Annotated in this window: 13 protein-coding genes, 1 tRNA gene, 1 pseudogene and 1 other annotated feature; of the genes and pseudogenes, 6 read left to right on the forward strand and 9 right to left on the reverse strand. The window is 38.8% G+C overall.

The window, feature by feature from the left end; translation table 11 throughout:
* Positions 1-24: 24 nt before the first annotated feature.
* Positions 25-1,089, forward strand: coding sequence for a transposase (locus XM47_RS09325; protein WP_077066525.1), 1,065 nt, complete (start codon positions 25-27; stop codon positions 1,087-1,089).
* 605 nt (positions 1,090-1,694) lie between these two features.
* Positions 1,695-2,621, forward strand: a pseudogene (locus XM47_RS09330) (reverse transcriptase domain-containing protein); the annotation flags it as partial.
* Positions 2,622-3,385: 764 nt separating this feature from the next.
* Here XM47_RS09330 and XM47_RS09340 read toward each other — a convergent pair.
* Positions 3,386-3,462 (reverse strand) — tRNA-Val (locus XM47_RS09340).
* A 196-nt stretch (positions 3,463-3,658) separates the two neighbouring features.
* Here XM47_RS09340 and XM47_RS09345 point away from each other — a divergent pair.
* On the forward strand, positions 3,659-7,261 hold the full coding sequence (locus XM47_RS09345) for a hydantoinase B/oxoprolinase family protein (RefSeq protein ID WP_048691920.1): 3,603 nt from the start codon (positions 3,659-3,661) through the stop codon (positions 7,259-7,261).
* Between the two features lie 4 nt (positions 7,262-7,265).
* Positions 7,266-7,982 carry a tRNA1(Val) (adenine(37)-N6)-methyltransferase gene (locus XM47_RS09350; RefSeq protein ID WP_048691921.1) on the forward strand — a complete coding sequence of 239 codons (717 nt, stop codon included), beginning with the start codon at positions 7,266-7,268 and terminating at the stop codon, positions 7,980-7,982.
* Positions 7,983-8,132: 150 nt separating this feature from the next.
* On the opposite strand, the gene XM47_RS09355 is transcribed toward XM47_RS09350, so the two are convergent.
* Genes XM47_RS09355 through XM47_RS09390 form a run of 8 tightly spaced genes read right to left on the reverse strand, consistent with a single transcriptional unit; the run spans position 8,133 to position 15,637 of the window.
* Positions 8,133-8,429, reverse strand: coding sequence for a YciI family protein (locus tag XM47_RS09355; protein WP_048691925.1), 297 nt, complete (start codon positions 8,427-8,429; stop codon positions 8,133-8,135).
* The gene (locus XM47_RS09360) at positions 8,429-8,983 is read right to left on the reverse strand and encodes a septation protein A (RefSeq protein ID WP_048691927.1); all 555 of its coding nucleotides are present in this window, start codon (positions 8,981-8,983) and stop codon (positions 8,429-8,431) included. The genes XM47_RS09355 and XM47_RS09360 overlap by 1 nt, the downstream gene beginning before the upstream one ends.
* Before the next feature lie 37 nt (positions 8,984-9,020).
* A complete protein-coding gene (trpA, locus tag XM47_RS09365; protein WP_048691929.1) occupies positions 9,021-9,830 on the reverse strand; it encodes a tryptophan synthase subunit alpha in 810 nt (269 codons plus the stop codon).
* Entirely contained in the window at positions 9,823-11,019 is a 1,197-nt protein-coding gene (trpB, locus tag XM47_RS09370; RefSeq protein WP_048692199.1) for a tryptophan synthase subunit beta, read from the reverse strand. The genes trpA and trpB overlap by 8 nt, the downstream gene beginning before the upstream one ends.
* Before the next feature lie 38 nt (positions 11,020-11,057).
* On the reverse strand, positions 11,058-12,443 hold the full coding sequence (gene trpCF, locus XM47_RS09375; RefSeq protein ID WP_048691931.1) for a bifunctional indole-3-glycerol-phosphate synthase TrpC/phosphoribosylanthranilate isomerase TrpF: 1,386 nt from the start codon (positions 12,441-12,443) through the stop codon (positions 11,058-11,060).
* On the reverse strand, positions 12,436-13,458 hold the full coding sequence (gene trpD / locus XM47_RS09380; protein ID WP_078061876.1) for an anthranilate phosphoribosyltransferase: 1,023 nt from the start codon (positions 13,456-13,458) through the stop codon (positions 12,436-12,438). Before trpD ends, trpCF begins: the two co-directional genes overlap by 8 nt.
* A gap of 2 nt (positions 13,459-13,460) precedes the next feature.
* A complete protein-coding gene (locus XM47_RS09385; RefSeq protein WP_048691933.1) occupies positions 13,461-14,090 on the reverse strand; it encodes an aminodeoxychorismate/anthranilate synthase component II in 630 nt (209 codons plus the stop codon).
* Complete coding sequence (locus XM47_RS09390) at positions 14,090-15,637, reverse strand: anthranilate synthase component 1 (RefSeq protein WP_048691935.1); 1,548 nt, start codon at positions 15,635-15,637, stop codon at positions 14,090-14,092. The genes XM47_RS09385 and XM47_RS09390 overlap by 1 nt, the downstream gene beginning before the upstream one ends.
* Positions 15,638-15,926: 289 nt before the next feature.
* Positions 15,927-16,020, reverse strand: a sequence feature (Trp leader region).
* Positions 16,021-16,158: 138 nt separating this feature from the next.
* Here XM47_RS09390 and XM47_RS09395 point away from each other — a divergent pair.
* A complete protein-coding gene (locus XM47_RS09395) occupies positions 16,159-17,007 on the forward strand; it encodes a PHP domain-containing protein (protein WP_048691938.1) in 849 nt (282 codons plus the stop codon).
* Between the two features lie 70 nt (positions 17,008-17,077).
* On the forward strand, positions 17,078-17,698 hold the full coding sequence (locus tag XM47_RS09400; RefSeq protein WP_048691939.1) for an L-threonylcarbamoyladenylate synthase: 621 nt from the start codon (positions 17,078-17,080) through the stop codon (positions 17,696-17,698).
* Position 17,699: the final 1 nt, after the last annotated feature.

The following is a 17,699-nucleotide window of genomic DNA, read 5'->3' on the forward strand; positions in this document are numbered from 1 at the left end:
TAGCCCTATAAACACAGTTATCTTATGGCCAAACCCAGAAGCAGTTTAATATCATTATCTGATACCCCTTATTATCATTGCATTGCGCGCTGTGTCAGGCGTAGTTATTTGTGTGGCTATGATAAAACCACTAAAAAGAGCTTTGAACATAGAAAAGTTTGGTTAGTTGAACGTATTCAAAAGCTTGCTGCTATTTTCACCATAGATGTAGCTGCTTATGCCGTTATGAGTAATCACTATCACATAGTTTTAAGAGTCAATACAGATGCCGCGGATGCTTTAAGTCCTAATGAGGTTTTATCTCGTTGGCATACCTTGTGTCAGCCTAAACCTATTGTGGTCCGTTATTTACAGGCTAAGCAGCAAGGTAAAACTTTAACCGAAAGCGAATTAATGGTCGTGAATGATTGTGTTAAAGATTATCGCCAGCGTTTAACGAGTATTTCTTGGTTTATGCGTTTTTTAAATGAGTTTATTGCCAGACAAGCTAATTTAGAAGACAAGTGTAAAGGTCACTTTTGGGAAGGTCGGTTTAAGTCTCAAGCTTTATTAGATGATGTCACTGTTTTAGCCTGTATGGCTTATGTTGATTTAAACCCAATTAGAGCCAAAATGGCAGATACACCAGAAAACTCTGATTTCACTTCTATTCAACAAAGGTTAGGCATTTTACCAAAAGCAGTAGAAACCGATAATCATCAAAATAAAGACGGTTCTCAAAAACATAAAACAGCTACACCTAATGACAATTTAACCGCTATCGCACCAGCTCAGTTATTACCTTTTGTTAAAGCCAATAATGAGTCTGTACCCAACTTTAAGCGCAGTAACAGTCATATTCCATTTTCATTAATTGATTATTTAGAACTCGTCGATTGGACTGGTCGACAAATCAGACAAGATAAACGAGGCTTTATCTCACTAAATACTCCTTCAATAATCCAAAGACTCGGATTAACAGATGAAGATTGGTTAGCCTTTTCAACCGGAATAGAAAATCAATATAGCCATTCAGTTGGTCAAAGGTTTCAGTTGCAAACTTACGCTAAAAACCATCAATTAAAACGGGTTAAAGGCTTAAGACAGTGAAGCGCCACGCCCACCTAGCTATTATCTAATAAACAGGCTGCTCTAAAGCAACAATCAATCAAATCAATTTGAGAATGCTCAGTACCTGTAATTCAGAATTAACAACCGATAGCACCTCTAAAACACTTATTAATTGAGCTAAATACACAATCTCAGTGATAAGTAGTAGCTTCACCGACAAATCGTTAAAAGTGAATAAGCCAAATGATAAGAATAGAAACAAGATAAACCATAACCTATTGATTTAATTGTTTTCTATCAGTGCCTGTCTAGATAGTTTGTGTGTCATCAATTAAAACGGGTTAAAGGCTTAAGACAGTGAAGCGCAACGCCCACCTAGCTATTATCTAATAAACAGGCTGCTCTAAAGCAACAAGCAATCAAATCAATTTGAGAATGAGTCGTACCTGTAATTCAGGATTAACCGTCTGTAGCATCTCTAAAACACCTAAAATTTGAGCTAAATACACAATCTCAGTGATAAGGGGTAGCTTCACCGACAAATCGTTCAAAGTGAATATGCAAATGATAAGAATAGAAACAAGATAAACCATAACCTATTGATTTAATTGTTTTCTATCAGTGCCTGTCTAGATAGTTTGCTGCCATATCGTAACGGCCAACAAGCAGTAAGACAAGTACAACAAATCATTAAATCTAAACGCAATATTGCGGTAGATGTCGATTTGTCGAAGTTCTTTGATAGAGTCAATCACGACTTACTGATGAGAAATTTATCACGTCATATCAAAGATAAACGCTTGCTTAAACTCGTTGGTTGCTATTTGAGAGCTGGAATTGACGACAATGGCACTTTAGTTCCAAGTTTAGAAGGTGTGCCACAAGGTGGTCCACTTTCGCCTTTATTATCCAATATTATGTTGGACGATTTAGACAAAGAATTGGAAAAACGAGGCCATAAATTCGCCCGCTATGCAGATGATTTTATCATTTTAGTAAAATCAAAACGTGCGGGTGAACGCGTCCTTGCCAGTGTCACTCGATTCCTTGAAACCAAGCTCAAATTGTTAGTCAACACAGATAAAAGTCAGGTGGTTAAAACCACACAGAGTAAATTTTTAGGATTTACCTTTAAACGTGGATTAATCAAATGGCATGACAAAACACTGCATAAATTTAAACAACAAGTGCGTATCTTAACAAACCGAAACTGGGGCGTGAGTATGCACTATCAGCTGTTCAAATTAAGCCAATATTTAAGAGGTTGGATCAACTACTACGGAATTGCAAATGCATACCAGCAGTGTGTTGACTTAGATCACTGGATCAGGCGCAGGGTTAGAATGTGTTACTGGCGACAATGGCGAAAACCCAGAACCAAAGTCAGAAATTTGATGAAACGGGGTGTGCATGTGCAAGCAGCCGTTGCTTGTGGGATCACAAGTAAGGGGCCTTGGCGCAGTTCAAAAACACCTGGTATTCAACAGGCTTTAGGATTGAAGTATCTAAAATCTGAAGGTCTATATTCACTTAGAGATGGGTGGATCAAAGTCAATTATCCTAACGGGTAATTGTTAGATGAAACGCCCTGTGCGGAGCCGCATGCAGGGTGTTGTGGGGGCTGAGGGCTAGATACCCTCGGCTACCCGATTATGTGGTTTTTACAGCATTCTTAAACTTCATTGAGATGTAAATTGAAGCAAAACAGATTAATCCTAGAACTAACCCCAAAATCACCTCTAATACTGTAAACATCATTACGCTGAAGCAGAAACTAACTAAAGCAATACCTGTCCAAATCATAGAAAAATTAAAAAATTTGTCTACAGCATCATTTTTAAAGGCTTTATACGACTCAATACTTAATGCTATTAACATCACAATTGGAAATAAAACTTTCAATATCACTCGTAACTCTCCTTAACCACATAACATTATATTGAACGGCTAAACCAACTCTAATCCGTCCGTTCTTTTTTAAATTAGGATAATTCTAATTTAAAAAACCTATTAATGCCAACCACTTATTCACAACCTAGCAGATGAAGTAAAAAATAGCGGCAACGTCCGCTATTTTTGATTATGTAGGACGACATTAAAATCCTGTACAAAAATCAGAGGTTATTTCTACGTTTAAACGAACAGTAACTAACAAGAAGTAGTGAGCTATTTAAGGTTTGGTAACTTAGAAACCAGCTATTAAAACTAAATTGAATATGTGGTGAATATACGAGATTTTATTAAACCGAATCGATTTTTGTTGCCACAGAACGACCACAAATTATATTGTATGAGAGTTTTGATATTAAGTACTTCGACTGAAAGCCTTTAAGAATGGTGCGTCCTAGTAGACTCGAACTACCGACCCCCACCATGTCAAGGTGGTGCTCTAACCAACTGAGCTAAGGACGCATTTAGATTTTGTGGAACGGCGGTGATAATATAGACTCGATAGTCTCTAATCAAGTATTTTTTTAATGTTTTGAATCGTTTGCTGTTTTTTTACTCGTTATGAAGTTGAAAGTGGATATTTAGAATTAATTCTGAATTAGTTACAGCTAAATTGGTATAATTAAATCAGTTTAATATTAAGTAATTGGAGTTAATTTTGACTGGTTGGCAATTTTGGGTTGATAGGGGTGGCACATTTACGGATATAGTAGCGCTGTCACCGAGTGGTCAGCAGGTCACTCATAAGTTATTATCTGTCATTCCAGAGCAGTATACTAACTCTGCAATTCAAGGTATTCGAGATATACTCGGCTTGTCATATGAGCAAGCTATACCAACTGGCGAGATTGAATCTGTAAAAGTCGGAACAACAGTTGCAACCAACGCTTTACTCGAACGTAAAGGTGAGACGACTGCATTAGCTATCACTAAAGGCTTTAAAGATGCGCTTAGAATTGCGAATCAAAATAGACCAGATATATTTGCTCTAAAAATCGATTTACCCGAATTACTTTATTCTGATGTTGTTGAAATTAACGAACGAATATTAGTCTCAGGCGAGATTGAACAAGCTTTAGATGTTAGCCAAGCTAGAGTTCAATTCGAAAACCTATACCATCAAGGTTATCGCTCTATCGCGATTGTCTTAATCCATTCATGGAAAAACCCTCAACATGAACAAGCGCTTGAACTGATTGCTAGGCAAGTTGGGTTTGAGCAAATTTCGTTATCGCATCAAGCAAGTCAAACGATCAAGCTAATCCCTAGAGGCGATACAGCCGTTGTTGATGCCTATTTAACACCTGTGATGCAGGCATATGTGCAACAAATAGCGCAGGCGTTGGAAGATGTTCCTTTATTTTTTATGCAATCAAATGGCGCATTAGCCGTTGCGAATCAATTTAATGGTAAAGATGCTATTTTATCCGGACCCGCAGGGGGCATTGTTGGCGCGGTTAAAACATGCCACCAAGCCGGTTACAACAAAATTATTGGGTTTGATATGGGAGGCACTTCAACTGATGTTTCTCACTATGCTGGGGAATTAGAGCGCAGTTATCACAACGAGATAGCGGGCGTTAGAATTTCTGCCCCTGTAATGGATATTCACACAGTAGCAGCGGGTGGTGGCTCAATTTGCCAGTACCTAGATGGTCGCTTTCAAGTTGGACCTGAATCTGCGGGGGCGTCACCTGGACCTGCTTGTTATCGAAATGGCGGTCCACTCACAGTTACAGATTGTAATTTGGTGATTGGAAAGCTTCAGCCAGAAATTTTCCCCAAAGTATTTGGTAAAAATGCCAATTTAGCCATAGATCCACAAGCCTCATTGCAGAGAATTATTGAAATTCAACAGGCGTTAAAAGCTGATAAGTTAGACATGTCAGTCGAGCAAATTGCGCAAGGGTTTATAGAGCTCGCAGTAGAGAATATGGCGAATGCGGTGAGAAAAATTTCTACCCAACGTGGCTATGATTTAGCTGATTATGCGTTATCCAGCTTCGGTGGAGCAGGCGGGCAGCACGCATGCCTAATTGCCGATTCGTTAGAAATGAACACTATTTTAATTCATCCTTATGCTGGTGTGTTGTCAGCGTTTGGTATTGGCTTAGCTGAACAAGGGCTGATGAGTGAAATAAGTATTCAGTTACCGCTGATTGATGCAAGCTACGAGCGCATTGAGCCTTATTTAGAGCCAATTAGAAAAACACATAAACAAAAATTAACCCAGTTTAATACTTCACAACAAGCTAACCCTTTATCTGAACATTTAATTGCACTTGTGAAATACCAAGGCGCTGAAGTTAGATTAGAAGTGCCATTTTCTCAGTTTGAGCAAATGAAAGCTGATTTCGAACAAGCACATTTAAAAGAGTTCGGTTATCTAAGTCATGCAGATCTAGTGCTCGATGCCATTTCGATTGAACATAGATTAGATGAAGGGCAAAAGCTAACTAAAATCTCTAGTGTTGAATCATTTACCAAACCAGACATTAACGCTGAATTTGTCTATTACAGAGATGAACTTACAGTTGGTCAAACAATTTCGGGCCCAGCTCTAATTGTAGAAAAAACGGGTACTAATTATATAGAGCAAGGATGGCAGGCCGAAGTAATTGATAACCTTGTGCTCAGGTTAACAAAGCATACCAGTACAAAGACTCATGATCTGGTTCAAGAGCAGCAGTCTAGTATGCAAATTAATCCTATTAAGCTTGAGATGTTTAATAATTTATTTATGTCGATAGCAGAGCAAATGGGACTGAAACTAGCAAAAACAGCACACTCGGTTAACATAAAAGAAAGGCTTGATTTTTCCTGCGCTTTATTTAATAAATCGGGTGAGCTGATTGCTAATGCACCACATGTCCCAGTTCATTTAGGTTCAATGTCACATTCTGTTTTATCTGTGATTGAGCAGAACACAAATATGCAAGCAGGTCAGAGCTTTTTAATTAATTCACCATATGCTGGCGGCACGCATTTACCTGATTTGACCTTAGTGACGCCTGTTTTTTTACCTGAGTTTACCACGCCTAGTTATTATATTGCCTCGCGAGCACACCATGCAGATGTTGGTGGCATAACGCCAGGTTCTATGCCTGCAAATAGTCAAAATATTAATCAAGAAGGGATTTTATTTTCAGGTGAAATAGTTGCTGAAAATCATCAGCTAGATTTACAAAAAATTAAGCAATTATTTCAACAGGGAGAATTTCCCGCCAGAAATATTGAACAAAATATCGCAGATTTAGCGGCACAATTAGCGGCTAACCTAACCGGTGAACAAGCTCTAATTAGTTTAACTCAAGCACATTCAGAAGCTTATATACAAGCGCTTATGAATGCTATTTTAGACAATGGTGAGTTAGCGGTTGAAAATGCGTTGAACCAATTAAAAGATGGAGAATATTGTTTAGCACTAGACAATCAATCTCAAATTAAGGTATCAATTAAATTGATACAATCAGAATTAAAGCGACCTAAAGCTGTCATCGATTTTACGGGCACCTCAGCGCAGCAAGCTTCTAATTTCAACGCTCCTAGATCTGTCGTCGATGCTGCAGTGATTTATGTATTTAGGTGTTTAGTCGATAAACCTATGCCGTTAAATGCGGGTTGTATGAGGCCGTTAGACGTGATTGTTGAGCAAGCTAGCATGTTATCGCCTGTTTATCCGGCGGCTGTTGTTGCGGGTAATGTTGAGGTTTCACAAGCTATTGTGACTTCTTTATTATTGGCACTGGACGTACAGTCAGGCTCACAAACCACTATGAATAACTTATCATTTGGTAATCAAACCTATCAATATTATGAAACCATAGCAGGTGGTACTGGGGCTGGTAAGCTTCTAAATGGTGAACTGTACTCAGGCACAGATGCCGTACATAGCCATATGACGAACTCTAGACTTACAGATCCTGAAATTATTGAACAGCGCATGCCTGTGGTTATTCGTAATTTTTTAATCCGTGAAAAGTCAGGTGGTCAAGGCCAAGTTAATGGCGGCAATGGCTTAATTCGCGAATTAGAATTTTTAACCGATTTAGAAGTTAACATATTAAGCAATAGTCGCATTGTGGCACCAGCTGGGTTAAATGGTGCAGCTAATGGCTCTACTGGTTCAAATATACTCTTTAAGAAAACAGGCGAAGAGATCAATTTAGCTAGCAATTGTCATTTCTCTGTATCAAATGGCGATAGACTTAAAATATTAACCCCAGGTGGTGGGGGATATAAGCTTAAGGCTAAACACTAGTTTTATGTCTTCTTTTCGTTGTAAGCAATTTATCATTCGACAGGATAATGTTGGGCTTAGAGTCAATACAGATAGCTTGATTTTGGGCAGTTGGAGCCAAGCAAATCAGTTAGGTAAACAGGCTCAGATACTTGATATCGGCAGTGGTAGCGGCATTTTATCTTTAATGCTGGCACAAAAAACAGATGAAACGGTAATGCTTGATGCGATTGATATTGCTGAAGTCGCCTATTTGCAAACATTGGAAAATATTCAAGCGTCAAAGTTTTCACACAGGATCCAAGCTAAGCAGCAAGATATTAACCAGTTTAACCCAGACAATTTTTATGATTGGATTATTTCGAATCCGCCTTATTTCTCGGGCATTAAACCTGACAATAAAAACAAATCTTATGCCCGCCATACGCAGCATTTAAGCTGGCAAGCTTTGTTTTTAAATGCGTCTAGGTTGTTAAACTCGCATGGTGTGTTTGAAATGGTCGCGCCATACACTTGTTTATCTGAAATTAAACAGGCGGCTCTCCAATCAAATTTGTTTTTAAGCCATCTAGTTAAAATAAAACCTAAAATGATAGAGCAAGAGGTAAAAAGAGTTTGTCTCAGGTTTAGTCGGATGGAAATCACTAAGCCTATAATTGAATCGCTTGTGATTTATGATGAGCAAAATCAATATACAAGTGAATATAAAACACTTTGCCGAGATTACTACCTAAAGTTTTAATTTCTGTGTCTTTGTATTTACCTTATCCGTCGTTTTGTTTTAGAAACCTATATTGCTTCAAATTTGGAAAAAATAAATGGCAGCGCATATAAATTGAGTCTGCCATTTATTTAGCCTGAATTCCGGCTATATAAGTATTACGCCTTTGTATTAAAAGGCGCGTTTGAATGGTTTAACTGACACTTCTTTATAAACACCAGCTTCAATATAAGGATCGGCATCAGCCCATGCTTTTGCAGCTTCTAACGAATCAAATTCAGCAACTATAGTTGAACCTGTAAAGCCAGCTTCTGCTGGGTCTTCAGCATCAATCGCTGGATTTGGTCCAGCAAGAATGAGTTTACCAGCGTCTCTTAATGCTTGTAATCTATCTATGTGTGCAGCTCTTGATTTTTTACGTAGTGGCAAGCTGTTTTCTACATCTTGGCCAGAAATAACGTATAACACTATGATTTTTCCTCTTGTTTTTCTTCATCTTTTGGCAAGTGCGGGTAGATATACAACACGGTTAAAATACCAAAGACAAAGGTTAGACCCATTAAGCCAAACATTTTAAAGTTGACCCAAAAATCTTGTGAAAAGTTGTAAGCAATATATAAATTAAGCGCAGCGATAGCCGCGAAAAATGCAGCCCAAGCATATGAAATCTTTGCCCATAATTGATCGGTTAATTTCATTTCTTTGCCTAGCATTTTCTGCATTGGACTTACTTTAAAGAAGGCTTGACTGACAAAAATACCAACCGCAAAAATTAGATTTACTACAGTCACTTTCCATTTAATAAAAGCATCATCTTGGAAGTAAATCGTCATACCACCCATCACTAATACAATTAAAAATAAATAAAATTGTTTTTTAGGGAGTTGCTTGGTTTTGAACCATTCATAACCGACATGGACTGCTGTTGAAGCAATTAATGCCCCAGTCGCCGCATATATATCAACCGTTTTGTAAACGGCGAAAAATACGATCAGGTGAAATAGGTCGAACATATTTTGCATAATTTATCTGCTTTCAGTCAGTTTAAAATTGCAGCGACTAGTATTGCGTCGCTGCTTTCATTGATTTAGTAAACTCTGCGATTTCAGCCAATAATTTAGCTGGATTATCTAAATTATTTTCAATAATTTTGACCGTTGCAGAGCCGCTTATTGCACCATCGGCACCATTTTTAATGGCTTCACTAACATGCTCAGGTTTAGATATACCAAAGCCTAATAATGTTGGTGGCGCATTGTAAGATTTAAGTGCATTTATCACGCTATCAATTGGCATAGAAGCAACTGTTTCTGTGCCTGTTACACCAGCTCGGCTGAGTAAGTAGGTATAGCCAGAACCTTGTTCAGCAACATGCTTTAATAAGGTTTCACTACCATTCGGTGGCGCGATGAAAATAGCATCTACATTATTATCATTAGCCGCTTTAACAAATGGCGCACTTTCTCTTACTGGCACATCTGCAATTAATACTGAATCTATTCCAATTTCATTGGCAGTTTGGTAGAACTGATTAATCCCCTTAGCAAAAACTATGTTGCTGTAGAGTAATAAGCCAATTGGAATATCTGCGTTATATTCTCGAATTCGTTTGAGTATATCCATACAATCTGGTGGCATTACGTTAGCTGCAATTGCACGAATATTCGCACTTTGAATCGTTGGTCCATCCGCAACCGGATCTGAATAAGGGATCCCTAATTCAAGTGCGTCTGCTCCGTTATCTATCAGTGCTTTAATAATCTCAAACGAGAGTTCTAAGTTAGGATCGCCAATGGTAACAAATGGTACAAAAGCCCCTTGCTTTTTAGCTGTTAAATCTTGGAATAGCTTTTGGTATCTACTACTCATAATGACCACCTTGTTCTAATACTTTTGATACGTGTGCTAAATCTTTATCACCTCGGCCAGATAAGTTAACCACTATAATGGTTTCTTCTGTTGCGGCTTCAGCTAATTTATGCGCGTGAGCTAATGCGTGCGAAGATTCTAACGCAGGTATAATCCCTTCGCTGCGGCATAGTTTTTGGAATGCATCTAATGCTTCTTTATCTGTTGCTGCAACATATTCAGCTCGACCTGTTGCATGTAAATACGCATGTTGAGGCCCAACAGCAGGGTAGTCTAGGCCAGCAGAGACAGAATAAGATTCTTCTATTTGACCAAATTCATCTTGCATTATGTAGGTGACTGCACCGTGTAAAATACCTTTAGTCCCTTTACAGATAGTTGCACCGTGTTTTAGTGTATGTAAACCATGGCCGCCAGGTTCAACCCCGACTAATTTAACGCTTTCTTCTTTAATAAAGTCATTAAACATACCAATTGCATTTGAACCACCGCCAACACAAGCTAATACATAATCAGGTAATCTACCTTCGGCTTTAACAATTTGTTCTTTTGCTTCTTCACCGATCATTTTTTGAAATTCACGTACTAGTGTCGGGAATGGATGCGGGCCTGCTGCTGTGCCAAGTAAATAATGGCTGTCTTCGTAAGTTGCAGACCAATCACGAAGTGCTTCGTTAACTGCATCTTTTAAAGTACCTGAGCCGGCTGTCACTGGGATAATTTCTGCCCCCATAAGTTTCATTCTGAAAACGTTTGGCTGTTGGCGCTCGCAATCTTTTGCACCCATATAAATTCGGCATTCTAAGCCAAGTAAAGCACAGGCTAGGGCAGTCGCTACACCGTGTTGACCAGCACCAGTTTCAGCAATTACTCGCTTTTTGCCCATACGTTTAGTTAATAAGGCTTGGCCTAAAACTTGGTTAGTTTTATGCGCACCACCATGGAGTAAATCTTCACGTTTTAAGTAAATTTTAGCCAAGGGGTTTGGTGAAAAATTACGGGTTAGGGTTAAAGGCGTTGGTCGACCTGCGTATTCATTTAATAACTTTTCGAATTCTTTTTGAAACTCAGGATCATTTTGTGATTTGATAAACTCTTGCTCTAATTGCTCAAGTGCAGGCACGAGTAATTCTGGCACAAACATACCGCCAAATTCACCAAAGTAAGCATCTAGATGCGGTTTTTGCATCTCTTCAGGCTGTGTTGTCATAATTTCCTCGAATAATTCTAATATTTTCTGAGTGCGGCAAATGCAGCAGAGAGTTTACTTGCTGATTTGATGCCGGGTGAGTCTTCCACCCCTGAATTTAAATCTAAACCTATCGCGCCTAATTTAGCCGCTTGTTTAGCATTGTCCGGCGTTATGCCACCTGCCAACATAAAAGGGATCTTGTTATTACAAGTTTTAATTAATTGCCAATCAAAAGCTTCACCAGTGCCGCCTCGATTTTGGCTGTTGCCAGAGTCAAGTAACCAGCGATCGATTTTATCTAATTGAGACAAAGCAGATTCAGCAATATTATGCGCTTTCCAGATTTGCACTGAATCGGCTAATTTAGTTTTAAGCTTGTCTATATAGCCTTGGTCTTCATCACCGTGAAGCTGAACCGCTGCAAGATTTAGTGCTTTCACTGTATCTGCTATTTTTAGTACAGGCGCATTTACAAACACACCAACGTATTCAAGCTCAGGCTCTGCTTCTATTATTGTTTTTGCGCTGGCTTCGTCGACACAGCGAGGTGATTTTTCAACAAAAATCAGGCCGCCATATACAGCGCCTGCTTGTTTAGCAAGCTGCGCACTTTGTGGCGTTTTTAAACCACAAACTTTATTTTCACCAACTATGAGTTTATGAACGGCTTTTGGTAAATCGGCTTGCGCCATAATGGAACTACCAACGAGAAAACCATCCGCAAAGTTTGATAACTCAGAAACATGGTCATGAGTGTAGATACCTGATTCCGAAACAACAACTGTATCTTTAGGGCATTTTTCGCGGATCAGAGGTGCTAGTTGTTTAGTCGTTTCTAAGTTGGTTGATAAATCCCTTAGGTTACGATTATTGATGCCTATGATCTTCGCTTTTAATGTTATTGCTCTATCTAATTCTTCTTGGTTAGATACTTCAGTTAAAATATCTAACGCATAAAAATTAGCAAGTTCAGCAAGCTCTATGTATTGCTCGTCATTTAATACGGACAACATCAATAAGATAACATCAGCACCGTAATAGCGGGCAAGGTGAACTTGATAAGGCTCGATAAAGAAATCTTTACAGATACAAGGCTGAGTCACGCGTTCACGCACGTACTGTAAATATTTATGATCTCCTTGGAAGTACTTTTTATCGGTTAATACCGAAATGCCAGCTGCATAAGGTTGATAAGCTGAAATAATCTCATCTAAATCAAAGACAGGGCGAATTAACCCTTTAGATGGACTCGCTTTTTTACACTCTAAAATAAATCCGGCTTCTGGTTTAGAAAGGTTATCAAATAAACTTCTATCCGACTTAGTTAAGCCATCTATAAAAGTATCAAGTGGCATGTCTAATTTTTGCTGGATTAATTCCTGTGCTTTATCTGCACAAATTTTCTCTAAGACATTAGCCATTTGACAACTCCACAAATTTTTCTAATGTTGATTTTGCTTTGCCTGAATTCATCGCATCGAGTGCAATTTGAGCACCTTGCTCAAAGTTATCTGCTTTACCTGACATAACTAATAATGCAGATACGTTAACAGCAACCGCTTCTAAATGAGCTTGTTGACCATTACCAGATAACATATCAAGGCAAATTTGTTTATTAACTTCAGGTGTATCACCTTTAATGTCGATTAGGCTTCTAGTATTAAAACCAAAATCAGCAGGAGTGAGTTTATACTCAGAAATTTGTCCTTGGTTCACTTCGCAAACTAGCGTTTCACCATGAATCGCAATTTCATCTAAGCCCGAACCATGAACTATCATGGCGCGTTGAGTCCCTAACTTATTGAGAGTTTCTGCAACGGGGCGCATTAACTCTGGGCTATAAACGCCAAGCAATTGAATATCTGGCGCTGCAGGGTTCGCTAATGGACCCAAAATATTGAATATGGTTCGGGTTTTAAGTGCTTGACGAACCGGCATAGCATGCTTGACACCAGCATGGTATTGAGGTGCAAAAAAGAAGCAAATACCAGCGTCATCTAAACATTTACGAGCTTGCTCTGGACTTGGGGTTAAATTAATACCTAATCCTTCAAGCAAATCAGATGATCCAGATTTACTAGAAACGCTACGGTTACCGTGTTTAGTCATTTTGATACCACAGCTTGCGGCTACGATTGCCGCTGTGGTACTGATATTTATGGTATCTGCACCATCACCACCTGTACCGCAACTATCTGCAATCGAGTAATCAGGTCGATTAAATGCTAATGCATTTTCACGCATGGCTTGGGCCGCGCCAGCTACTTCTTCTGGCTTCTCACCTTTAACTTTTAGACCGCCTAGTACCGCAGCTAGCACAAGTGGATCGACTTGACCTAGCATGACTTGGTTAAAAAACTCAAAGCTAACGCCTTGGTCTGAATCTTTTGCAGCTAATACGTTATTAATAAATTCATTAGGGGCATTTGTCGTCATGATTATTTCCTTGCTGAATCTGAGACTGCTTCGCTTAAAAAGTCTAAGCTTTGTTTTAATAATTTTGAGCCGAAGGTAGTTAATATACTTTCAGGATGAAATTGGAAACCAATTACTTTATCTGCTTCGTGGACAACCGCCATAGGAATATCATTCACTTCAGCAATCACTTCTAATGAGTCAGGCACTTTTGTTGCCATCAGTGAATGGTAACGTGCAACTGAAAGTGGATTAGATAAACCATCAAAAACCCTGTGGTTTGTGTGATCGACTAAAGAGGCTTTTCCATGAACGATTTCACCTGTGCCGCCAACTTCACCGCCATAAGCTTCAACTATGGCTTGATGCCCTAAGCAAATGCCTATTATTGGGTATTTGCCTTTAGCCAGTTGAATCAGTTCAAGCATGCAGCCTGCTTGCTGAGGATTACCTGGACCAGGTGATAACATTAATATTGTATTGTTTGGACAAGCTTGCATTTTATCAAAAATCACTTTAGCTGCCACACTGTTACGGTAAACAATTAGCTCATAACCTAGGGTTTTTAATTCATCTACTAGGTTGTAAGTGAAAGAGTCGAAATTATCTAATAAGAAAATAGTGGTTTGTTTCGCTTGGCTTAAAACTGACATTAGATAACCTCCTGTGAGCTAATAATCGCATTTAATACAGCTTGTGCTTTGCTTCGAGTTTCGTCTGCTTCTGATTGAGGAATTGAGTCATAAACAACGCCAGCACCAGCTTGAATATAAGCCTTTTGGTTTTGCACAAAAGCACTTCTAATGACAATGCAGGTATCCATATCCCCTTTACCTGTTACATAGCCAACAGCCCCGCCATAGCTACCACGACGTTTTTGTTCGACTTGTCGAATCAAACTTGCTGCTTTTACTTTTGGCGCGCCTACTAGGGTGCCCATATTTAAACAAGCTTGATAGGCGTGTAACGCATCTAAATCTTTTCTTAATTTACCTTTTACTCGAGATACCAAATGCATAACAAATGAGTATCTGTCGACTTTTTGTAAATCAGATACATAGCGAGTTCCTGGTTCACAAACTCTAGCGACGTCATTTCTGGCTAAATCCACTAGCATCATATGCTCAGATAACTCTTTTTTGTCGCTTCTTAGCTCTTGCTCAATTCTGCTGTCTAAATCAAGATTAATACTACCATCAGGGTTAAAGCCTCTACGGCGAGTGCCTGCTATTGGATAGATTTCGAGTTCATCCGTATCTTTAGTGTATTTAACTGCAGATTCTGGTGATGCGCCGAACATTTCAAATTTCTCATCTCTGAGATAGAACATGTAAGGACTTGGGTTTTGTATCTTTAATTTGCGATAAGCTGCAATTGGCTTTGGACAAGGTAAGCTGAAACTACGAGATGGAACAACTTGAAAGATATCACCGAGTTTAATATTTTCTTTTAACTTAACCACGGCATTACAGAAATCTTCATCAGACATATCGACCTGAATATCCGACTGTTGCAGTACAGGTGTAATGGTTTTATCTTCAACAGATTTGACTTGTTTTAGTTTTGCTTGGTAGCTAGCCAATACTTGATTTGCTTGGTTGTTGTCTTTAGCCGCTTCATCATAATTAAAGTGAACTAATTCAGCTGTTTGTGTTTGGTGGTCACAAATGAGTAAAGTTTCTGCTAAATAGAATAAGAAATCAGGGCAGGCATTTTCGCCATCTTTAACCTGAGGTAAATCTTCTACTACAGCGATTAAATCGTAACCTAAGGCTCCACCTAAAAATACAGCATGTTCTTTATCTGTATTTGGCATAGCGGTAAGGGTTCTTAATACTTCAAATGGGTTTGCAACCTTTAGCCTTTCATCTTCGGTTAAATCATTCGCGCTATGCGGGAAAGTGAAAGTAGTTCTGGCTTCATCTTGCTGGCTGATGTAGTCGGCAAGTTTGTGGTTAATGTAAGCTAATGCTTGTAAGCCGTTTTGATTTTGTGAAACTAACTCAACACTTCTGCCATTACATTCAATACGTAAACTGGCATCCAGTAATAAAATACTTTTTAAATTATCCTTGCTGTCTATCTCTGCAGATTCGAGCAGTAGGGTATTGACGTGATCATCTGCTAAGGCAGAATAAACCGATAAAGGATCGGCTATGTACGGGGTTGATACTTTTGTTGTATTAACATTTATATTCATGGTTTGGCTCTACCGTGTTTTGGCTGCTGCTTTTTATTTGTGCGCGGTTAAATAATATTTACGCATCCGATAGCAGGCTTAAATTATTGGTCGGTTACGATTTAAACTCGTAATCAATCAAACACTTGGGTTTTAACGCTTACGCTTTAGTTCGATTTATAGCGTTTCTGTGCTGACTAGCTTCGCCATCGCCAATTGCCTAAATTTTTATACTCAAAGTTCACTATTATTAATCTCTATTCTTTATCTTTGTTATATAAAGAGGGTCTATATTCTACCCGAAAAACCAACAAAAAAGCCCGCTATTTGCGGGCTTTTTTGTATTAGATTTGACAAAAATATACAAGTCAGCCACGCAAATGCGAAGGCCACCACCAAATGTTGTTTAAAATTGTATAAAAGTTATTCAATTTCATCTTGTTTCAGTTCTTTTGTCGTTTTTGTCAAAATAGTATGCCTAATGAAACGCATATCTATGTTAAAGTCAACTGGTTTTTAAACCTTTCTGTAAGATATACCAAGTGATAATAGATTTACACTGCCATACAAAATTCTCTGATGGCGAATTAACGCCGGAGGAAATTGTCCTTCGCGCCGCTAACCGTAATATTGATGTTTTAGCTATTACCGATCACGATACTATTGATGGTTTAGACAGCGCGCATCAAGCAATTGAAAAATATAGTTTAAAGTTAAACCTTATTGATGGCGTTGAAATATCCACTTGGTGGCATGGCTTTGAAATTCATATTTTAGGCTTGAACGTAAATCGAGCTGATGCCCAGTTTCAACAAAGACTCTCACAGCAACTTGAAACACGTGAAAACCGAGCGCACCGAATTGCAGAAAAATTAGAAAAGTTTGGTTTTAAAGATTGCTTGAAAGAAGTTAAAAAAATAGCGAATGGTCAATGTATTAGCCGAGTTCATTTTGCTAAGTATTTGCTAAGCTTAGGTGAAGTGAATACGATTCAAAAGGCGTTTGACAAATATTTAGGTCGCAAACAAAAAGCTTATGTGTCGCCGAATTGGATCAGTATAGAAGAAGCAGTTAATTGGATTAAAGAGGCGGGTGGCCAAGCTGTGCTAGCGCACCCATCTCGATATGAGCTAAATAATAAATGGATCAGACGCTTAGTGGATGAGTTTTCAGCTTTAGGCGGTGACGCAATTGAAGTGGCTCTGCCTCGTCAAAGTAAAAATGAAACCATCCAACTTGCGCAATATGCTAACAGTGCAGGTTTAAAAGCCTCTGCAGGCTCTGACTTTCACCGTGTTTCACCCTATACTGAATTAGGGCGATATGCACCTATGCCCGAAAATGTCGACCCAGTATGGTCAAGTTGGCAAGAAATCCAGCGTTTCTCTTAAGAATATATAATGCGACATCTATTTTTAGGTACTCAGATAAATAGATGAATTTATCCACTAGGAGTGAGTGATGAGTCAATTTTTTTATATCCACCCTGAAAACCCGCAAAAAAGACTATTAAGTCAGGCCGCTGATATTATTAAAGACGGCGGCGTTATAATTTACCCGACAGACTCTGGCTATGCGATAGGTTGTGGCGTCGGCAATAAAGCCGCATTAGAGCGGATTTGTCGTATTCGTCAATTAGATTTAGACCATGACTTTACTCTGATGTGTAAAGATGTGTCAGAATTATCTAATTATGCCAAAGTTGGCAATCAAGCATTTAGAATGCTAAAGAATAACACACCAGGTGCTTACACTTTTGTTTTTCAAGCAACACGTGAAGCGCCTAAGCGATTGCAAAACCCTAAAAAGAAAACCTTAGGTATTCGAATTCCAAATAATCAAATTGCGTTAGATTTACTAGAAGCATATGGTGAGCCTTTACTCTCCTCATCTTTGATTTTACCTGGGCAAGATTTTACGGAATCCGATCCAGATGAAATTCGCGATAAACTCGAAAACCAAGTTGATTTGATTTTACACGGTGGTTATTTAGGTGAAACACCGACAAGTGTGATTGATTTGACCGAAGACACGCCTGAAATTATCCGAGAAGGTAATGGTGATATTTCAGCTTTTGCTTAGC

This window comes from Catenovulum maritimum, from assembly GCF_001050375.1.
Classification (GTDB): Bacteria; Pseudomonadota; Gammaproteobacteria; order Enterobacterales; family Alteromonadaceae; genus Catenovulum; species Catenovulum maritimum.